This is a genomic window from Gordonia sp. (in: high G+C Gram-positive bacteria), assembly GCF_047600565.1.
Lineage (GTDB): Bacteria > Actinomycetota > Actinomycetes > Mycobacteriales > Mycobacteriaceae > Gordonia.
Window position 1 is genome coordinate 1,372,300 of the sequence record NZ_JASGKN010000001.1, and the last position, 14,854, is coordinate 1,387,153.

17 protein-coding genes are annotated in these 14,854 nt (G+C 67.0%); 11 read left to right on the forward strand and 6 right to left on the reverse strand.

The window, feature by feature from the left end; translation table 11 throughout:
* Positions 1-24 precede the first annotated feature (24 nt).
* The gene (locus QM774_RS06655; protein ID WP_414975126.1) at positions 25-720 is read left to right on the forward strand and encodes an alpha/beta family hydrolase; all 696 of its coding nucleotides are present in this window, start codon (positions 25-27) and stop codon (positions 718-720) included.
* On the forward strand, positions 717-1,136 hold the full coding sequence (locus QM774_RS06660; RefSeq protein ID WP_414975127.1) for a type II toxin-antitoxin system PemK/MazF family toxin: 420 nt from the start codon (positions 717-719) through the stop codon (positions 1,134-1,136). The genes QM774_RS06655 and QM774_RS06660 overlap by 4 nt, the downstream gene beginning before the upstream one ends.
* 91 nt (positions 1,137-1,227) lie before the next feature.
* Here QM774_RS06660 and QM774_RS06665 read toward each other — a convergent pair whose 3' ends face one another.
* Positions 1,228-2,367 (reverse strand): sulfotransferase family protein, encoded by a 1,140-nt coding sequence (locus QM774_RS06665; RefSeq protein ID WP_414975128.1) that lies wholly within the window; start codon positions 2,365-2,367, stop codon positions 1,228-1,230.
* Between the two features lie 176 nt (positions 2,368-2,543).
* On the opposite strand from QM774_RS06665, the gene rpsT reads away from it, so the two are divergent.
* Positions 2,544-2,804 (forward strand): 30S ribosomal protein S20, encoded by a 261-nt coding sequence (gene rpsT, locus QM774_RS06670; protein WP_414975129.1) that lies wholly within the window; start codon positions 2,544-2,546, stop codon positions 2,802-2,804.
* A gap of 110 nt (positions 2,805-2,914) precedes the next feature.
* Here the strand turns inward: rpsT and holA are convergent, their stop codons facing one another.
* Positions 2,915-3,877: a DNA polymerase III subunit delta gene (holA, locus tag QM774_RS06675; RefSeq protein WP_414975130.1), complete on the reverse strand. Its 963-nt coding sequence runs from the start codon at positions 3,875-3,877 to the stop codon at positions 2,915-2,917.
* A complete protein-coding gene (locus QM774_RS06680) occupies positions 3,870-4,688 on the reverse strand; it encodes a ComEC/Rec2 family competence protein (RefSeq protein WP_414975131.1) in 819 nt (272 codons plus the stop codon). Before QM774_RS06680 ends, holA begins: the two co-directional genes overlap by 8 nt.
* 205 nt (positions 4,689-4,893) lie before the next feature.
* Between QM774_RS06680 and QM774_RS06685 the strand changes: the two genes are divergently transcribed.
* Positions 4,894-5,289: a helix-turn-helix domain-containing protein gene (locus tag QM774_RS06685; RefSeq protein ID WP_414975132.1), complete on the forward strand. Its 396-nt coding sequence runs from the start codon at positions 4,894-4,896 to the stop codon at positions 5,287-5,289.
* Positions 5,290-5,730: 441 nt separating this feature from the next.
* Positions 5,731-6,669, forward strand: a complete 939-nt coding sequence (locus tag QM774_RS06690; RefSeq protein WP_414975133.1) for a hypothetical protein — start codon at positions 5,731-5,733, stop codon at positions 6,667-6,669.
* A gap of 1,058 nt (positions 6,670-7,727) precedes the next feature.
* On the opposite strand, the gene QM774_RS06695 is transcribed toward QM774_RS06690, so the two are convergent.
* The 3 genes from QM774_RS06695 to QM774_RS06705 all read right to left on the reverse strand — a co-directional run bounded on the left by QM774_RS06695 (position 7,728) and on the right by QM774_RS06705 (position 10,192).
* The gene (locus QM774_RS06695) at positions 7,728-8,003 is read right to left on the reverse strand and encodes a hypothetical protein (RefSeq protein WP_414975134.1); all 276 of its coding nucleotides are present in this window, start codon (positions 8,001-8,003) and stop codon (positions 7,728-7,730) included.
* 54 nt (positions 8,004-8,057) lie between these two features.
* A complete protein-coding gene (locus QM774_RS06700) occupies positions 8,058-9,218 on the reverse strand; it encodes a hypothetical protein (protein WP_414975135.1) in 1,161 nt (386 codons plus the stop codon).
* Between the two features lie 128 nt (positions 9,219-9,346).
* A complete protein-coding gene (locus QM774_RS06705) occupies positions 9,347-10,192 on the reverse strand; it encodes a hypothetical protein (protein WP_414975136.1) in 846 nt (281 codons plus the stop codon).
* Here QM774_RS06705 and QM774_RS06710 point away from each other — a divergent pair.
* The 6 genes from QM774_RS06710 (at position 10,191) to QM774_RS06735 (ending at position 14,853) form a co-directional block, all read left to right on the forward strand.
* Complete coding sequence (locus QM774_RS06710; protein WP_414975137.1) at positions 10,191-10,739, forward strand: hypothetical protein; 549 nt, start codon at positions 10,191-10,193, stop codon at positions 10,737-10,739. The two genes, QM774_RS06705 and QM774_RS06710, sit on opposite strands and share 2 nt — an antisense overlap.
* A 491-nt stretch (positions 10,740-11,230) precedes the next feature.
* Positions 11,231-13,492 carry a hypothetical protein gene (locus tag QM774_RS06715; RefSeq protein ID WP_414975138.1) on the forward strand — a complete coding sequence of 754 codons (2,262 nt, stop codon included), beginning with the start codon at positions 11,231-11,233 and terminating at the stop codon, positions 13,490-13,492.
* 16 nt (positions 13,493-13,508) lie between these two features.
* On the forward strand, positions 13,509-13,760 hold the full coding sequence (locus QM774_RS06720; protein ID WP_414975139.1) for a hypothetical protein: 252 nt from the start codon (positions 13,509-13,511) through the stop codon (positions 13,758-13,760).
* Positions 13,761-13,887: 127 nt separating this feature from the next.
* Positions 13,888-14,190 (forward strand): hypothetical protein, encoded by a 303-nt coding sequence (locus QM774_RS06725; RefSeq protein WP_414975140.1) that lies wholly within the window; start codon positions 13,888-13,890, stop codon positions 14,188-14,190.
* Between the two features lie 89 nt (positions 14,191-14,279).
* Entirely contained in the window at positions 14,280-14,543 is a 264-nt protein-coding gene (locus QM774_RS06730) for an immunity protein Tsi6 family protein (RefSeq protein WP_414975141.1), read from the forward strand.
* Positions 14,530-14,853, forward strand: coding sequence for a hypothetical protein (locus QM774_RS06735; RefSeq protein ID WP_414975142.1), 324 nt, complete (start codon positions 14,530-14,532; stop codon positions 14,851-14,853). The genes QM774_RS06730 and QM774_RS06735 overlap by 14 nt, the downstream gene beginning before the upstream one ends.
* Position 14,854: the final 1 nt, after the last annotated feature.

Below are 14,854 nucleotides of genomic sequence, written 5' to 3' on the forward strand. Positions count from 1 at the left end.
CAACTCAGCGATAGGCTCGGGGCCATGACCGAGACCGTGCGGGCCGAGGGCGTCGTCGCCGATGTGGATCATCCGGAAGGCGCGGCACGAGGGCTGGTGATTCTGGCGCACGGGGCGGGCAGCGACCGGGAATCCGTACTTCTCACAACGCTGTCGGCGTCGCTGACCGGGATCGGGCTTGTCGTCGCCCGGATCGATCTGCCCTACCGGCAGCAGCGGCCGAAAGGGCCGCCGTCGCCGTCGAAGGCGCCCGCTGATCGTGACGGGATCCGCAAGGCGGTCGCCGCGCTGCGGCACCGCGCGGGCAGCGGACCGGTGATCGTCGGCGGGCAGTCGTACGGCGGCCGGCAGGCGTCGATGGTGGTCGCCGACGATCCCGGACTCGCGGACGGCCTGCTCCTCACCTCGTACCCGCTGCATCCGCCGGGCAAGCCGGAGAAGCAGCGCACCGAACACCTTCCCGACATCACCACCCCCACCGTGATCATCCACGGACGCTCCGACGCCTTCGCCACCTCCGACGAGATGGCGGCTGCGGCCCGACTGTTCGCAGGGCCGGTGCATGTCGTGGAGGTCGACAAAGCCGACCACTCCCTGAAACCGGGGAAGAGCGACGTCGGCGAGCTGACCGCCGCCGCTGTGGAGAAGTACCTCCTTTCGACAGGCTCAAGGAGCGGGTCCATCCCAGGGAGCGGGATGAGCTCGAGGAGCGGAGCATGACCGACGAACGACGGCGGCATCCGCCGAAGGAGCATCCGACCCGCGACTTCGCCCGCGAGATCGTGTACGCACCCGATCTGGACGGCAAGGCCGATCCCGGCGAGATCGTCTGGGTGTGGGTGCCGTTCGAGGAGGACCCCACGCAGGGCAAGGACCGTCCGGTGCTGGTCGTCGGCCGGCACGCGCAACTGCTACTCGGGCTCATGCTGTCGAGCAAGGAGTATCACCGCGACGACGACAACTGGTTCCCGATCGGCGCCGGTGCCTGGGACTCCGAGCATCGCCCCAGCTTCGTGCGGCTCGACCGCGTTCAGGTGGTACCGGCCGAAGGAATCCGGCGGGAGGGCGCGATCTGCGATCCCACGACGTTCGAGGCCATCGCCGACGAGCTCCGTCAACGCTACGGCTGGCGCTGACCGCTGCCGTACCCAGAAATGGCAGCGGGCGGAGCTCCGAGGGCAATCTGCCCTCGGTCTTGCCCGTGCTGCCATTTGTGCGCGGCAGCGGTCAGCCCGAGTAGCGGTTCTTCACACCCACCGCACGACGCTTCGCCCTGCGCACGACGTTGGCGGCGCGCGATTTCAGCGGCGGACGGTCGTCGGGCTTGGGCATCACCGTGATCCATTGCGCCAGCGCGTCCAGTCCGGCGTCGAACGCTTCATCGGTGGTGGCCGGCGCCGCGCCCTGCAGTGGGCCGGAGGTGTCCACCCGCAGGTCGTCGAGGGTGCCGGACACCGAACATCCCAGTCCTTGGACGGCGGCGACGAGCTTCTCGGACTCGCCGGCCGCCCACTCGCGTTGCGGCGCGGTCAAGCCTTGCGGTCTGCCGTCGATGGTCTTCTCCAGACCTTCACCGATCAGCCGTCGTTTGACGATCAGCTCGTACCGCCACCAGTCGATGTCGTCGGGCTGGATCCGGCTGTTGAGCCGGCGCAGGAACTCGGTCTGCGCGGCCGACAATGAACTGTTGCTGCGGTCCGCCGCCTCCGGCAGCAGGGTCGGGTCCACCCCGAGCACCGCGAGGAACCGCTCCCACAGACCGTCGCCGTCGGCGGCGCTGCCCGGAGCCGGCACCGTCACCAGATGGATCCGCTCGGCCGGGATCACCGCCGCCCAGCGGCGCACCGCTTCCGGGTAGTCCTGGAACTCCCAGAACGGCTCCTCGGTGATCGCGGGATCACGCGGACCGTCCGGTGCGTAGTTGCCGACCGAGGCCAGGAAGTCGTCCATGGAAGTGGGCCGCTGGTTCTTGACGTTCTCCTGCCACACCGACGGCAACTGTCGCGCCAGGTCGCGGACGGTGAGGATCACGTGCACCTCGTCGGCGAAACTCAGATCGGCGACCAGTGTCGTGATCGCCTCCTGCCCGGCGTTCGCATACAGCTCGTGCGACACCAGCGACGTCCCCGGCCACGCCTTCATCTGCGCCACCATCGTCGGCCACGCATCGGCGCCCTCCGGCGACGCCCAGTCCAGGTAGCGTTCGGGCTGCAGGTGCGCGGCGGCGTGGAAGTGATCCTCCATGGTCACGCCGGGATAGAGCAGTCCCGCCCGATCGAGGGCGAGGTCGCGGTTCCGCCACAATCGCTCCTGGATATGCGTGGTTCCGGTCTTGGGGAGTCCGACGTGGACGTAGACGATCGACATAGTGGTGCTGAGCCTAATCGAGGTGACCCGGCGGATTTGGGAGCAATGCCCTCGCGCTGGTAATCTTGACTGCTGTTGCGAAGACGCAGGTCGCGAGTCGACCGCTCCCCGCAGACAAAGACATGATCGCAAGGCCGCTACCGCGGCCGTTCACACCAGATGTAAGGGATATTCGCGTGGCAAACATCAAGTCGCAGATCAAGCGCAACAAGACCAACGAGCGTCGCCGTCAGCGCAACCAGTCGATCCGTTCGGCTCTGCGTACCTCGCTCCGCAACTTCCGCGAGACCGTCGCCACCGGCGACAAGGACAAGTCGGCCGAGCTGCTGGTGAGCACCAGCCGCGACCTCGACAAGGCCGTCTCCAAGGGCGTCATCCACAAGAACCAGGCCGCCAACAAGAAGTCGGCCATGGCCACCGCCGTCAACAAGCTCTGACGGTTCGCCTGTCGATCAGGCACCAGCACTTCCCACTCACCCCGGCGATATCCGACACCACGCGGTCGCCGGGGTGAGTTGTGTCTTCGGGTAGGAAGTGAGCTCGACGCTTAACGCCCGCGGCGGGGACGCAGCTGGGCGACCGTCGAGACCGCATGTTCGAGCGCGTAGTCCGGATCGGCGGCCTGGCCTTTGACCGCACCGTTGAGGTCGGCGACAACCAGCACGGCCTGCCCGATGGCGTCGGCGTTCCAGGCCCGCGCCTGCGCCTGGATCTTTCCCGCGCGTCCGGGTGACATGCCCAGTTCGGAGGCGGCCGAGTACTTGTCGGTGGTGCCGAGCGTCCGGACCCGGGCGATCGCGTGCACCGCCTCGGCGAGCGCATCGGCCAGCAGCACGCGCGGTGTGCCGTGATGCTGCGCCCAGGCGAGGGATTCCATCGCGCCGGCGAGATCGCCGGTCACCGCCTTGTCGGCCACCTCGAAGCCGGTCACCTCGGGCCGGCCCACATAGTATTTGCGGACCTGTTCTTCGTCGACCTTGCCGCCGGTGTCGGCGACCAGCTGATGGCAGGCGGCCGACAGTTCACGCAGATCCGATCCGACCAGTTCGCTGACGAGTTCGACGACGTCGGGATTGACCCGGACGCCGAGGCTGCGGAACTCCTTCCGCACGAAGTCCAGCCGGTCGCTCGGCCATTTCGGCGCCGCACAATCGAACTCCTGGGCGCCGGCCTTCTTCAGCTCCCCCACCATCGCCTTCTGGCGGCCGCCACCGGTGTGGATCACCATCATCGTGACGCCCTCCGGCAGCGAGGTGGCCGTCGCCGTGATCAGGGCGGCGGGTTCCTTGCCGGCCTCGGCCGCAGCCTCGATCACCGCGATACGCTCCTCGGCGAACAGTGACGGGCTCAGCAGTTCGGCGAGTTCCGGCCCGGTCACCTCGCCACAGCGGACCCGGGTGACGGGAACATCGGCCCCGGCCTCCCGGGACCGGTCCTTGGCCACCTGTTTGATGACGCGACCGGTCAGGAAGTCGTCATCACCCAGAAGCAGGTACAGCCGGTCACTCACGGAACCATCGTGCCACGCGCCCCCGACGTCGCGGAGTACGGACACCCGTGACGATCGCGGCGCGGCGCGGCCCGGCCATCACCCACACCGTCACACCCACGACCACCAGCACCGCGGCGGTCACCGGGCCCGGGACATGCGGGGCGGCCCACGCACGACCACCCAGGGTGTCGGCGCAGCCCACCAGCCACCACATCTCCGGACCGGTGGCCCTGATCAGCAGTTCCGCCGGCACGTCGAGCACACCCCCGGGCGGCCCGAGGCCGGCGAGCAGTGCGGCGGACGTGCCGCACAGGGCGATCACGCCGACGACCGGCGCCACCGCCACGTTGGCGAGAACCGTCACGAGACTGAGCCTTCCGGAGATCGCGACGACCACCGGCAGCGTGAGGATCTGCGCGGCCAGACTCATCGCCAGCAGCACTGCGAGCGCGTCCGGTACCCGGCGACGGGCCAGCCAGACGCGGATCGGGGCCGCCCACAGCACCAGGCCGAGGGTGGCGAGCACGGACAGCCAGAAGCCCGGGGCGACCGCCATCTGCGGCCACACCAGCATGATGACCACGACGGCGGCACCCAGCGCGGGCAACGCCTGGGCCCGGCGGGAGGCGAGCGCCCCCGCCAACCCCACCCCACCCATGATCGCGGCACGCAGCACGCTGTCGGTGGGCCGGACCAGGACCACGAACCCGGCCATCACCACCAGGCCCAGCAGCACCGTGAGACGGGTGGACGCCCCGAGCAGACGCACCCCCAGCACCGCGGCCCCGCAGACGATGGAGAAGTTGCTGCCAGAGACGGCGAAATGCACCTATGCGGGGTGAACAATAGCCGTCTTCGCTGGTCACGACAGTCAATGAACAGTAGAATGGTGGCCACGAGGTGTACCAACTGAGGTGGTCCAGAGCACCAACACTGGGCAGCGGCTAGCAGGAGCGAAAGCGCGAGCTGGCGGGCGATAGGCGGGGCAGAGTTCCCGAGCCACTCAGCAGTTATCGAGCTGCCGAGGCCCCGCTTTGTCCCCGCCCGTACTCGACCGGTCCGTTGAGGCCGCGTCCCCACCTGAACCCGAGATCTGGTCCGTCGCCGATGCGCTGGCGCACGGCTGGGCCTACTCCACCGTCTACCGCCACCTTCGGCACGGCCTCGTCCCGTCGGCGGCCAAGGTTGGCCGCGAGTGGCGCTTCGAGCGCGCCGAGCTGGAGGCGCTGCGCTCCCCCAGCCCCGGGGCACAGCCCGCCGTCGACCAGCTGAGCGACCCGGTTCGCGAGTGGGCCCGGCGCCAGGCCGCCGACGCGCCCCCGATGCGCCTGGACGAGGCGCGGGTGGTCGTGGCGCTGTTCACCCGCACTGCTGGCGAACGGGTCGGCGGCGCCGCTGGATCGAGGGCAACCGCCCACGACATCACGTGACCGTACCCGGACCACGACATCCAGAAAGGAGAGATCACCATGAGTTTCAGCAGTTTCACCGTGCCCGCCACAGCAGAGAACATCTGCGAGCTGTGTACGGTTGTCCGGTTTCTGGCCGGCTTGAGAAAAACTTCTCTGCAACCGAATGGCATTTCTCGCCGTCTACTGTGCCGGCTCTGCACTGGAATAGCGCGGACCAGCAGTAATGCGTGCGCGCGGGCGCCACTGTCCCTTGAGCGACAACTGTGCCATCTGTGCCATGAACGGATCGTGGCTGATCACAGCCTCACAGTGGGCGCAGTTTGCGACCGGCCACCTGTGCCATCTGTGCCGAGGATCGCTGTCTGTCACAGCTGCAACAGACCGCGTCGCCTCTGTACCCACAAATAAGACGACCCGGCGATAGAACCCTCCGACCGATCTACACAGAAGGACATTGACATGACACGGAAGAAGATGGGATCCCGCACTCGTTCACGCGGGTTCCGATTCGCAAAGCACAACAACGCACCGCTGACGGCCGCTGAGTTGTCCGACGCTCATGCACTCATCGACCTGGTAACCGTCGACGGCGGGGATCGGATCGACGTAGAGCACATCCCCGCTCGTGAGAACAGGGCGGGCCGCCCGCACATCCACGGTGGCTTCTGGTTCAAGCACCCCCGAGACCTGGTGGCCGTCGAAGCCGCCTTGCCCGGCTTCAAGGTCGAGACGATGGGCGGCCGCAACGCATGGCCGCGCTACATCGACTACCTGCGGCGCGAAGGCTTCTACGACGACGAACTCCGCGCGAACTTCGACTGGCGCCGGGTAGTTGCGAAGCTGAACACTGGCCGGCCGCCGACGCTCAATGAGATCAAACGCCGAGTGCTGGCTGGGGAGCTGCGCCCGCCGGAGATTGTCGACCGCTGGCCTGAGGTGTACCTGGCGCACCAAACGCTGATCGACCGGGCCTGGCGAATCTCCTGCGACGCGAACGAACGGGCCGCGTCGCAGCGCATGGAAGTTGCGTGGCAGGCTCGCCTGAACGCCCGGCGGGCAACGTCGGAAATTGATCCGCCGCCGGCTCCACGGGCCGCTAACGCCGATGAAGGCCTGACAGTGCGGACCGACCTGGACGCCATCGATCTGGTCGCCGTCGAAATGGGGATCAGGGGCAGCCGCAGTGCCCGCCGGAAGGGGATCATGGCCGAGATCGGTACGACTGACCCGGACGAACTGGCGATCTGGTGGCGCGAAGACCAAGGCGGTCGCGAGTTGGCCGACGACCTCCCCCTGTTCGCGAAGCAGGTCGCCCAGATCGCGGCGGGCAATCACGTAGACGATTACAGCCTCGTGGTCCGCGTGCGGAACTGCCCCGATCTGCTGAGCCCTCGATAACAGCCAATGGCTAAGTCCATTGGTGCGCGCCGCAACAGTCGCGACGGTGGGCTGCATTGCCTTCATCAGAGGTCGATGGCTGCACCCGAGGAGTCTCGCGCAGCGAGCGAGGAGCGGCGCGTCGCCATCGAACCCAGGGGCCCGGGCGCAGCCCGGGCGAGGGCGCGTAGCGCCCGAGGCGTCCGAGCTCTGCTCGGCGCGCCGTGGCCCGTGGAGCGAAGCGGAACGGGCGAGGTGCGTCACGCCCCCTTATGCCCTTTTGGCTTTTTCCACGCCCCCAAGCCGACCGAGGCCGTAAGGCCGAGGAGGCGCCGGGGTGACCTGCGGCGATGCTTGGTCGCAAGCTCTTGTCGCAGCGCTTGCTCCCTAGGGCGCAAGCAGTGCAGGAATCCAGCATTGCCGCAGGCCAGGAGCCCGCGGCTTGCGACCTATGTGCGCAGAGCCTGACGCAGAGGTCGCAAGCTGGTGCATCTGCGAGGCGGACGCAGTCCCGCCGAGCCATGTCACAGCCTCGGGCTTCCACCTGGCGCATCAGCGCCTGGTGGCCAGCTCCGGGTGCCTCTGATGACGCAGGCGAAGCCTGGCATACCGTCCCGGTTACGGCGATCGGGACGGTGGGGCCCGCATCTGCGCCCTTGAGGGCACCTTCGGCGAGGAGTCATGCGGGCGAGGGTCCCACCGGATCCGGGCGCCGTGCGGTGAGCAGGGGTCTGCTCACGTGTCTTGCTGGCGGCAACGTTGGCATCGGCGAATAGGGCAGATGATGTCCCCGCCGTGTACGCGAGTTTCAAGACTCGAATCGAGACATCTGTGGTGGCCTTCCAGCGCCTGTACTGAAGTCATATAGAGGTCTTACGGGTCTAAGACGCGGTTAAGCCCCGGATGGGGCCGTAATAAAAGGCAAAGCCGTCATTCAAGACTCTATCGAGTCTTGAATGACGGCTCTAGGGCCAGTTGAACTGGCTACTCGATTGCGAACATCCAAATCAACCGGCCATATGAAGCCAGTTCTGCAGGCTATAGCGTCGCGCCTGGCGCCTCCGGCTGGTCCTTACGAGTCAACCCTCGCCGCTGACTTCGAAGCCGACCAGACCGTGTAGGCCTAGCGGCGCGTACCGGATCACCGCTTCGTAGTAGGCGTGCTGGCTCGCCCGGTGCGGACCCTCGCCGGTCAACGGGAGCAGGGTGTCGATGCCCCAGTCCTGGAGCAGGTCCGGGTCGTCGAGCTGCTCGGGCGTCGGGGCATGTACGACCACCGCGATTCGGTGGACGAACTCGTCGCCGTCCTCGTAGCTGTTGGTGATTTCAACGCCGAGCGGGATCTGGCTGGCCATGGTGCCTCCTCGGTTGTTTGGTCGAGGAGACGTCGGCGACCGGCTGTGCCGGTATCAGACTCGCGATGATCCCTTGGGCGAGATCGGCAGGAGCCACTTGTTCGACGGGTTGATGAGGACCTTCTTGTCGCGCTGCCTGACGGGCAGGTCGATGGTGCGTGGAATCGCCATGTCCTCGTCGGCGTGCCATCCGTCGGGCACCTCGTTCATGCGCAGCTGCAGATCGATGCCGGTGAGGCTGCCGTCGGGGCGCTGCTTGGTCAGCTCCGTCACGACGGTGCGGACGATGTTGTTGGAACTGACGATCGGTCCGTAGATGCAAGCCTCGACGGATGCGCGCGTGAACAGGACGAGTTGGCCGGACTGCCCGGTGTAGCGGCGCCGTGCGACCTGCCACAGGTCGGCGATCGCGTGGTAGATCATGGTCGCCACCGCGAGGTCCTGGTCCGGCATCGAGCCCGTCATGCTCAGATGGTTCCTAGGCCCGTCCTTGGGCGCGCTCGGCGAGGCCGGACCGTGCAGGTAGGTGAGCATGTCGCCGTCGTGGAGCGGAATGGTCTGGTCGCCTTGGACGAACTCCATCTTGCTGTTGTCGACCTGCACCGTGGTCAGGCCGTGCTTGGCCGCGTTGTAGAGGAACGCCTCGCCCAGGAAGCGCTCGGCGCTGTGGCCCAGGAGCAGCTTAATCGCCGACACGGCGTCGGCGAACTCTTCGTCGGTGGCCTTGATCGCCGCGTCGCGCGGGTCGGTGCCGCCCAGGAACACCATGGCGACGTCGGCATCGTCGAACGTGGCTTTGGCGACCTTGTCCTTGAACTCTGCGAAGTTCGTCGACGAGGCCATGCCGAACCATGGGCAGTCGGTCTTCTCCAGGTGCGCGAAGTACAACCGCAGCAGCATTTCCGCGCCGTGGTGCAGGATCATGACGGCCTCGGCGGCGATGTAGCGGCGGCGCTGGTCGTCGTCGGGCGGTCCCGACGGTGCCATGGAGAACGAACCGATGCGGCGGGAGGTGGCCAGCAGCGGCGCGAGCTCCTCGGTCGACAGGGCCATCAGCGAGAGGGACTCAATGCGCATGCGCAGGAACGCCGCTGGATCAGCGGTGTAGAAGGTCGCGTTCAGCTCGGGGAACAGTGCCGGCGCCAACGGGAGCGGCTTGGGCGTGCTCTGCTGACGGTTCTTCTTCTTGTTCTTGGACTTCGACTGGCTCGACATGCGATCAATGATGACGTCGGACACCGACAGGGCGGCGGGTAGCGGGTCGGATCTCGAGGACGTTCACGATGACGCGGTCGATCCGCTCGCCTTGAGTTCGTCCACGTCGGCTTTGCACGATGGCACGCTTATGCACCCATTTGGTCGGGTGCGCCGAGCGCGACATCCAGGGCGTCGATGATCGCCGTGATGGTGGCGGTCTCGGCCCGCAGGAGGTCGATGCCGTAGGGCGCGAACAGAGGGCCGGGTTGTTGGGACAGGTGGAAGCCGATCGAGAGGGTCTGGACGCCGTAGCGCTCGTAGACGGTGGTCGTGGTGCCGTGGAGATTGGCGATGGCCAGTCGTCCAGCGTCGAGGAACGGCTGGACGGGGTTGGGCGTGTCGTGCAGCCACGCCGGGACGTCATCGGTGGACGCGACGGCGATGACGAAGCGGGCAGCATTCAGTGCCGCCGGCATCAGTGAATCGGCGGTCGTTGGGGTGATGTCGGCGAAGTAGCCGCCGTGGCGACCAGCGATGAGCGCGGTTGCGCGCTCGAACTGGCCGGCAGTGATGGGCACCCGGCCCGGCAGCTGCGAGATGACCGTGGCGCGCGTGCCGGTGCGCTGGTCGGTGTAGGCGTCGATCTCGTGGGCCGAGGGAGCGGGGTCCTCGTCGGCAAGGGCGGCCAGGTCGCCGCCGGTGGGCGCGCCCAGCAGCGCCGACATTGGGCGGGCGGGGTCGGTGTCGATGGCCACCGGCTCACGCGGGAGTTCGCCGTAGGCCGCGGGGCCGAAGACGTTGGCGTGGATGCGGGTGGCGCCGATGGCCAGCATGGCGGTGATGACGCTGGTGGGGGCGATCGGGTCCAGAGGGACCACCGCTACCGGTATGAGTCGCCAGGTCTTCGGGTCGATGCCGCGTTCGGCGCCCGCGATCGTTGGCCCGTCTCGCCGCGGGTCGGGCGCCTGGCGGACTACGCTGTGCAGCGTCATGGAAGCGGAGTCTACGGCGACGGGAGGCGGGCCGGTGCCAGATGAACAGTGGCGGGTGCTGCCGGTGGTCTCCTTCGACCTGGGCTCGCCGTGGCTGGTCGACGAGCCGGTGACCGAGCGCGGCCCGGAGTGGTTCTCGGCCACGATCCACAACCCGGAGGTGCCCTCGGCGCGCATCGAGTGGCGCCACGGCTACGTGACCGAGCCGCTGGTGGTCGAGCAGCTGCAACGAGCGCGCGAGGGCTTTGACATTGACGCGGACACCCTGGAATTCCACGACATGACCGACGAACTGGGCCTCGATCCGGCGACTGAGGGCTCGGGGACGCAGTTCTTCACCGCTGGTGGCGAGGTCGTGGTGGCGCAGACAATCATGGACCTGCAGGTGGGCGGCACGCTGGAGGTCCTGGCGACGCTGGTCGCCGGGTTCGACGACTTCGAGAAGCTGACCGAGGACTACTTCGCGATGCTCGGCTCGATCGAGCTGGCCGAGGGATTGGTGCCGCCGATCAACGAAATCCTCATCGCCTCCACGAGCGAGCAGTAGCGATGGCCCCGATCCCTCCCAAGCCGCCGACGCCGCCACCGGCGCCGCCGCAGCCCTCGAACTCCCCTCCTCCGGCCTCGTCGGGGTCGCGGATCGCACCGGCTCCGGGCCCGGGCTCGGCATCCCCGCCGCCGGCAGCGGCCCCTGGCCAGGGTTCGGCGACCCAATCGCCGACGCGCCCGACGCCGACCCCCGCACCTCCACCGCCACCACCGGCTTCGCGAACAACCCCGCCTGCGGCACCGACCGAAGGCCACCGGCCACCTGGAGCACCTGCGGGACCAGGAGCCCCGGGACCTGCGGCGCCAGGAGCCGGCGGGCCTGCTGCGGGCGCACCTGGTGCGGCCGGTCCACAGGCCGCGGGCACCACGCCTGGTGCAGCTAGCGGCGCACCCCGCGCACCAGGGGCGCCGGCCCCGACCGGAGCAGGCTCGCCCACGCCGCAGGTGGCGGTGGCAGGGCCTGGCACGAACGCGGTCGAGGACCGGCTGATGAAGGCGCCGATGGTGGCCCAGCCCGGCCAGGTCCTCGGTGATGCGCGCGGTCGTGCCGAGGGCACGAGTTGGGAATCGAAGGACCCGAACGGGATGCGGGTGGTCAACCAGATCCCGGTCGGCAACGGCGATCAGACCGTGGACCAGACCGTGTACGACAAGAACGGCAAGGTCTGGCAGCGCCGCCGCGTCGTGGCCAACGGCCAGGGCGGTTTCCAGCGCTGGACCTCCTTCACCGACGGCGGCGCCGGCTACGACACCCAGTACGAGCCCGGCGAGAACGTATCGGGCTCGCAGTGGGGCCAGACGGTGGCAGGCCGTCCAGCAGCCTTGAACTACGAGTCGACCTGGGACGGCAAGAACTACGTCACCGAGTCGGTCGACGCCGACGGCCGGATCGAGAGGTTCGAGGCCCAGCAGCGCCCCGACGGCAGCGTCGAGCAGCGCCACGAGCACGCCGACGGGTCGGTGACCATCTACGAGCAGGTGCCGGGGAAGCCGCGGACCGAGGTCGGGCACGTCGACGCCAACGGCAACGGCTGGGCCGCCGACCCCGACAGCCTGGGCGGACGCGCGCAGATCCGCCGCGACGAGAACGGCAATCAGGTGGTGGTCACCACCAACCCCGACACCCACTCGCGAACGACCACCCGGATCGACCCGGTGACCGGCCGCAAGCGCGACACGATCGTCGACAAGGACGGCAAGGAGCTCGGGCACGTCGACTACGACGAGAACGGTCGGCCTTGGCGCGGCGCCTACACCGACGGGTATGTCCGCACCAGCTGGTTCGACGGCACCGCCACCATCACCCACACCGGCAGGGACCGGGTGGACGTCGATCTCAAACGCGGGCGGGTCACCATCCGCGTCGGCGGACCGGACGAGCCTCGGCCAGGTTGGAAGAAGATCACGATCCGCCCCGATGGATCGCAGCAGATCCTGACTGACAAGGACGTCGAAGTCGAGCTCGACGCCAACGGCGAGGAGATCAAACGCACGAAGCTGCGGCCGTTGTGGCGGCAGGGCGTTGACTTCCTGTGGTCCGCGGACAAGGCGGTCGCCGGAAAACTGAAAGGCGTTGTCGTCGGTCCGGTGAAGGCGACCGCGAACTTGTGGTGGACCCAGAACGTTGCGATCGCCAAGGCCCGCAGCGCCTATGACGAGTACCAGCTATCCCACAGCGAACCCGGCGAGTACGTCCCCTCCGAGGACCCGAAAGCGCGGATGTCTCGGGCGTGGGCCGCCCAACGCTCCCCGTACAAGACATTCGGCAAATCCTTCGGCGAACTGTTCTGGACGCAGAACCCGCTAATCGTCGGCGGCCGCAATGGCTACGACTTCGTCCGACTTACGCAAAGCCGCGTGACCGGCGGCACCTACGTCCCGTCGGAGAACCCCGTGGATCGCGCCGCCAGAGCCAACAAGGCCTGGATCGGAGTCGACTTCCGAGACTTCGCCGACCCGGACGCCGACAAAGGCGCCTTGGTCGGCGACGCGGTCTTCGGCGTCAGCATGCTTATCATCCCGGTCAAGGGCGCGGGGGCGGGCGCCAAGGGAGCCGGCCAGGCGGTGACCAGAACTGGAACTGCCCTCAAGGAGGGCTTCAAGGATGGCAAAGCCGCAGCGAAGGACGCGGCACGCGCAGGCATGGCCAAGGTCTCGGACGGTCTTGCGCATGCAAAGCAGACGGCGAGTCGGGTCGGGCAGAGCGTTGCCAAAAAGTGGGAGAACTGCCCCGCGAGGCGCTTGCTCGGGAAATCGGGCAGTTTGTATCCCAAGCGTGGTACGTCGATCGACGCAGATTCGCTCGACATCGCAGTCAAGACGCGCGTACTAAATACGCCGAAGCCGAACAGGCCGGATCCCAGCACTTATCTGTCTAAGTCCTACATTGCCGCACATCGAAGGCTATTCGACGGCGGCGCGGTGCGGATTCAACCGAAAGCACCGAACGGGCGGATCGGGCACTCGGAAACCTGGGTGTTACCGCGATCCGTAGCCATGGATGCCATAGCGAAGGCGGGAGGCGACGTCTCGGCGCTCGAGCGACTGCTCGGGTTCGACCCGGGATACTTGGGCAAGAATCCAGTGCTTATCGACATTCCCCGACCGCAGGGGCTGCGGATTCCAAGCGGCAACGAGTTCGGTGCAAATAACTTCTGGAGACCGGGTGGGTTCACATATCCTGGGCGAGTCCCCGAAGCGGTCATCAAGCCAGTAGAGCCCGGCAGCTATACCGTGGCTCCGGTATTCTGACGAGAGGGGGTTCCGAATGAAGCACTACCTTTTCCAGGACGACAGCGGGTTCGCAGTGTTCGAGCAGGGCGGGAAGTTCTACGTCCGCTATGACGCTGGGGCTCATCAAGTCGAGATGCGCGAGGATGAGGTCTCCGAGGCGGAGGCGCACGAGGCATCAAAGGGCTTGGACTCTGCTAATGCAGTGCTGTTCAAGGTCCAGAACCGGCTGATCGAGTCTGGGGTCGACCCCTACGTCTCGAACGTCGATGATGCCGGCAGCGAGTAGCAAGTGGACCGCGGATCGTCCGACTCGAGCCCACAACGATAAGAGCCCGCCATCTATCAGGATGGCGGGCGCTCTGCTGCTCGGGCTAGTAGCCCATCACACGACGATCTTCACGAGGAGGTGAACGATGGCGGATGTGGACAGTAAGACGCTGAACGAAGCGATCGTGACTGCGATCGGCGAGACGGCAATCCCAGGTGTGGATGAGGACGCGCTTCGCAAGCGGTTCGGCGATGAACGCGGCGCGGCACTGGCCGAGGAGGTAACTCGACTCACCCGAGAAGCGGCGAGCACACCAATTGAGTGGGGCTCGAAGTCATTGCGCGAGGGCGTCGAGGAAATCCTGACCAAGTTTCACGACCACTACCCTGATCTGAATCCGGACGCCCTTAACGAGATCGGTCGATGCGTCGGTTGGACGCTCCGATAACTGATGCTGCGGGCAGGTCCCGAAGCATGAGTGCGTGAGCGAGTTGTCCTCGACGATCGTGTGAAGTAGGCAGGGTCATGGTCACAAGAATGGAAGCGCAGCAGTCCGCCGTAACTGCTCTGAGAATCGTGGACGAACGATTGCAGCTCAACAGCCAGTACGGCGTGTACGTGCACGCGAAGGAGCAGCTGGACTCCATGCTCGCGAGCCTCAACAGCCGTGAGCCGATCGCGGAAGATCGAGAATGGGTGGACATCGGTCTGATGGCTGCACGCGAGGTCGATTCGAGCGATCCGGAACTTGCTGGCGCACTCATGGATGCTGACTACGATTTCAAGCATGCCGATGGCTGAACCGGCTGCGGATCTTGGCGTCGAACTGCCGTACCCTGCGGCCGATTTATTGCATGTCGGTGACCTCGGAATCGTGCGGGTGGCCCCGCCGGAAGGGGTCGTCTACAACCGCAACGTCTTTGCTGTGAACGGCGACGGCGGCTTGGTCTGGCAAATCCAGGAAAGCCCCCACGGAACCCAGGACGACAAGCCTTACACCGCGATCTGGATCGGTGCAGACGGTCGTCTGATGGCTGGGAGCTGGAACGGCGTGGACTACGAGGTGTCGTTGGTGGACGGGACCGTCTCTCCCTGCGCGTTCCCCAAGTAGA

Bases quoted from the DNA above. Each gene is read 5' to 3' on its own strand.
- QM774_RS06655 (WP_414975126.1), top strand. From the start codon at position 25: ATGACCGAGACCGTGCGGGCCGAGGGCGTCGTCGCCGATGTGGATCAT.
- QM774_RS06660 (WP_414975127.1), top strand. From the start codon at position 717: ATGACCGACGAACGACGGCGGCATCCGCCGAAGGAGCATCCGACCCGC.
- QM774_RS06665 (WP_414975128.1), bottom strand. From the start codon at position 2,367: ATGTCGATCGTCTACGTCCACGTCGGACTCCCCAAGACCGGAACCACG.
- QM774_RS06690 (WP_414975133.1), top strand. From the start codon at position 5,731: ATGACACGGAAGAAGATGGGATCCCGCACTCGTTCACGCGGGTTCCGA.
- QM774_RS06695 (WP_414975134.1), bottom strand. From the start codon at position 8,003: ATGGCCAGCCAGATCCCGCTCGGCGTTGAAATCACCAACAGCTACGAG.
- QM774_RS06700 (WP_414975135.1), bottom strand. From the start codon at position 9,218: ATGTCGAGCCAGTCGAAGTCCAAGAACAAGAAGAAGAACCGTCAGCAG.
- QM774_RS06710 (WP_414975137.1), top strand. From the start codon at position 10,191: ATGGAAGCGGAGTCTACGGCGACGGGAGGCGGGCCGGTGCCAGATGAA.
- QM774_RS06705 (WP_414975136.1), bottom strand. From the start codon at position 10,192: ATGACGCTGCACAGCGTAGTCCGCCAGGCGCCCGACCCGCGGCGAGAC.
- QM774_RS06715 (WP_414975138.1), top strand. From the start codon at position 11,231: ATGAAGGCGCCGATGGTGGCCCAGCCCGGCCAGGTCCTCGGTGATGCG.
- QM774_RS06720 (WP_414975139.1), top strand. From the start codon at position 13,509: ATGAAGCACTACCTTTTCCAGGACGACAGCGGGTTCGCAGTGTTCGAG.
- QM774_RS06725 (WP_414975140.1), top strand. From the start codon at position 13,888: ATGGCGGATGTGGACAGTAAGACGCTGAACGAAGCGATCGTGACTGCG.
- QM774_RS06730 (WP_414975141.1), top strand. From the start codon at position 14,280: ATGGAAGCGCAGCAGTCCGCCGTAACTGCTCTGAGAATCGTGGACGAA.
- QM774_RS06735 (WP_414975142.1), top strand. From the start codon at position 14,530: ATGCCGATGGCTGAACCGGCTGCGGATCTTGGCGTCGAACTGCCGTAC.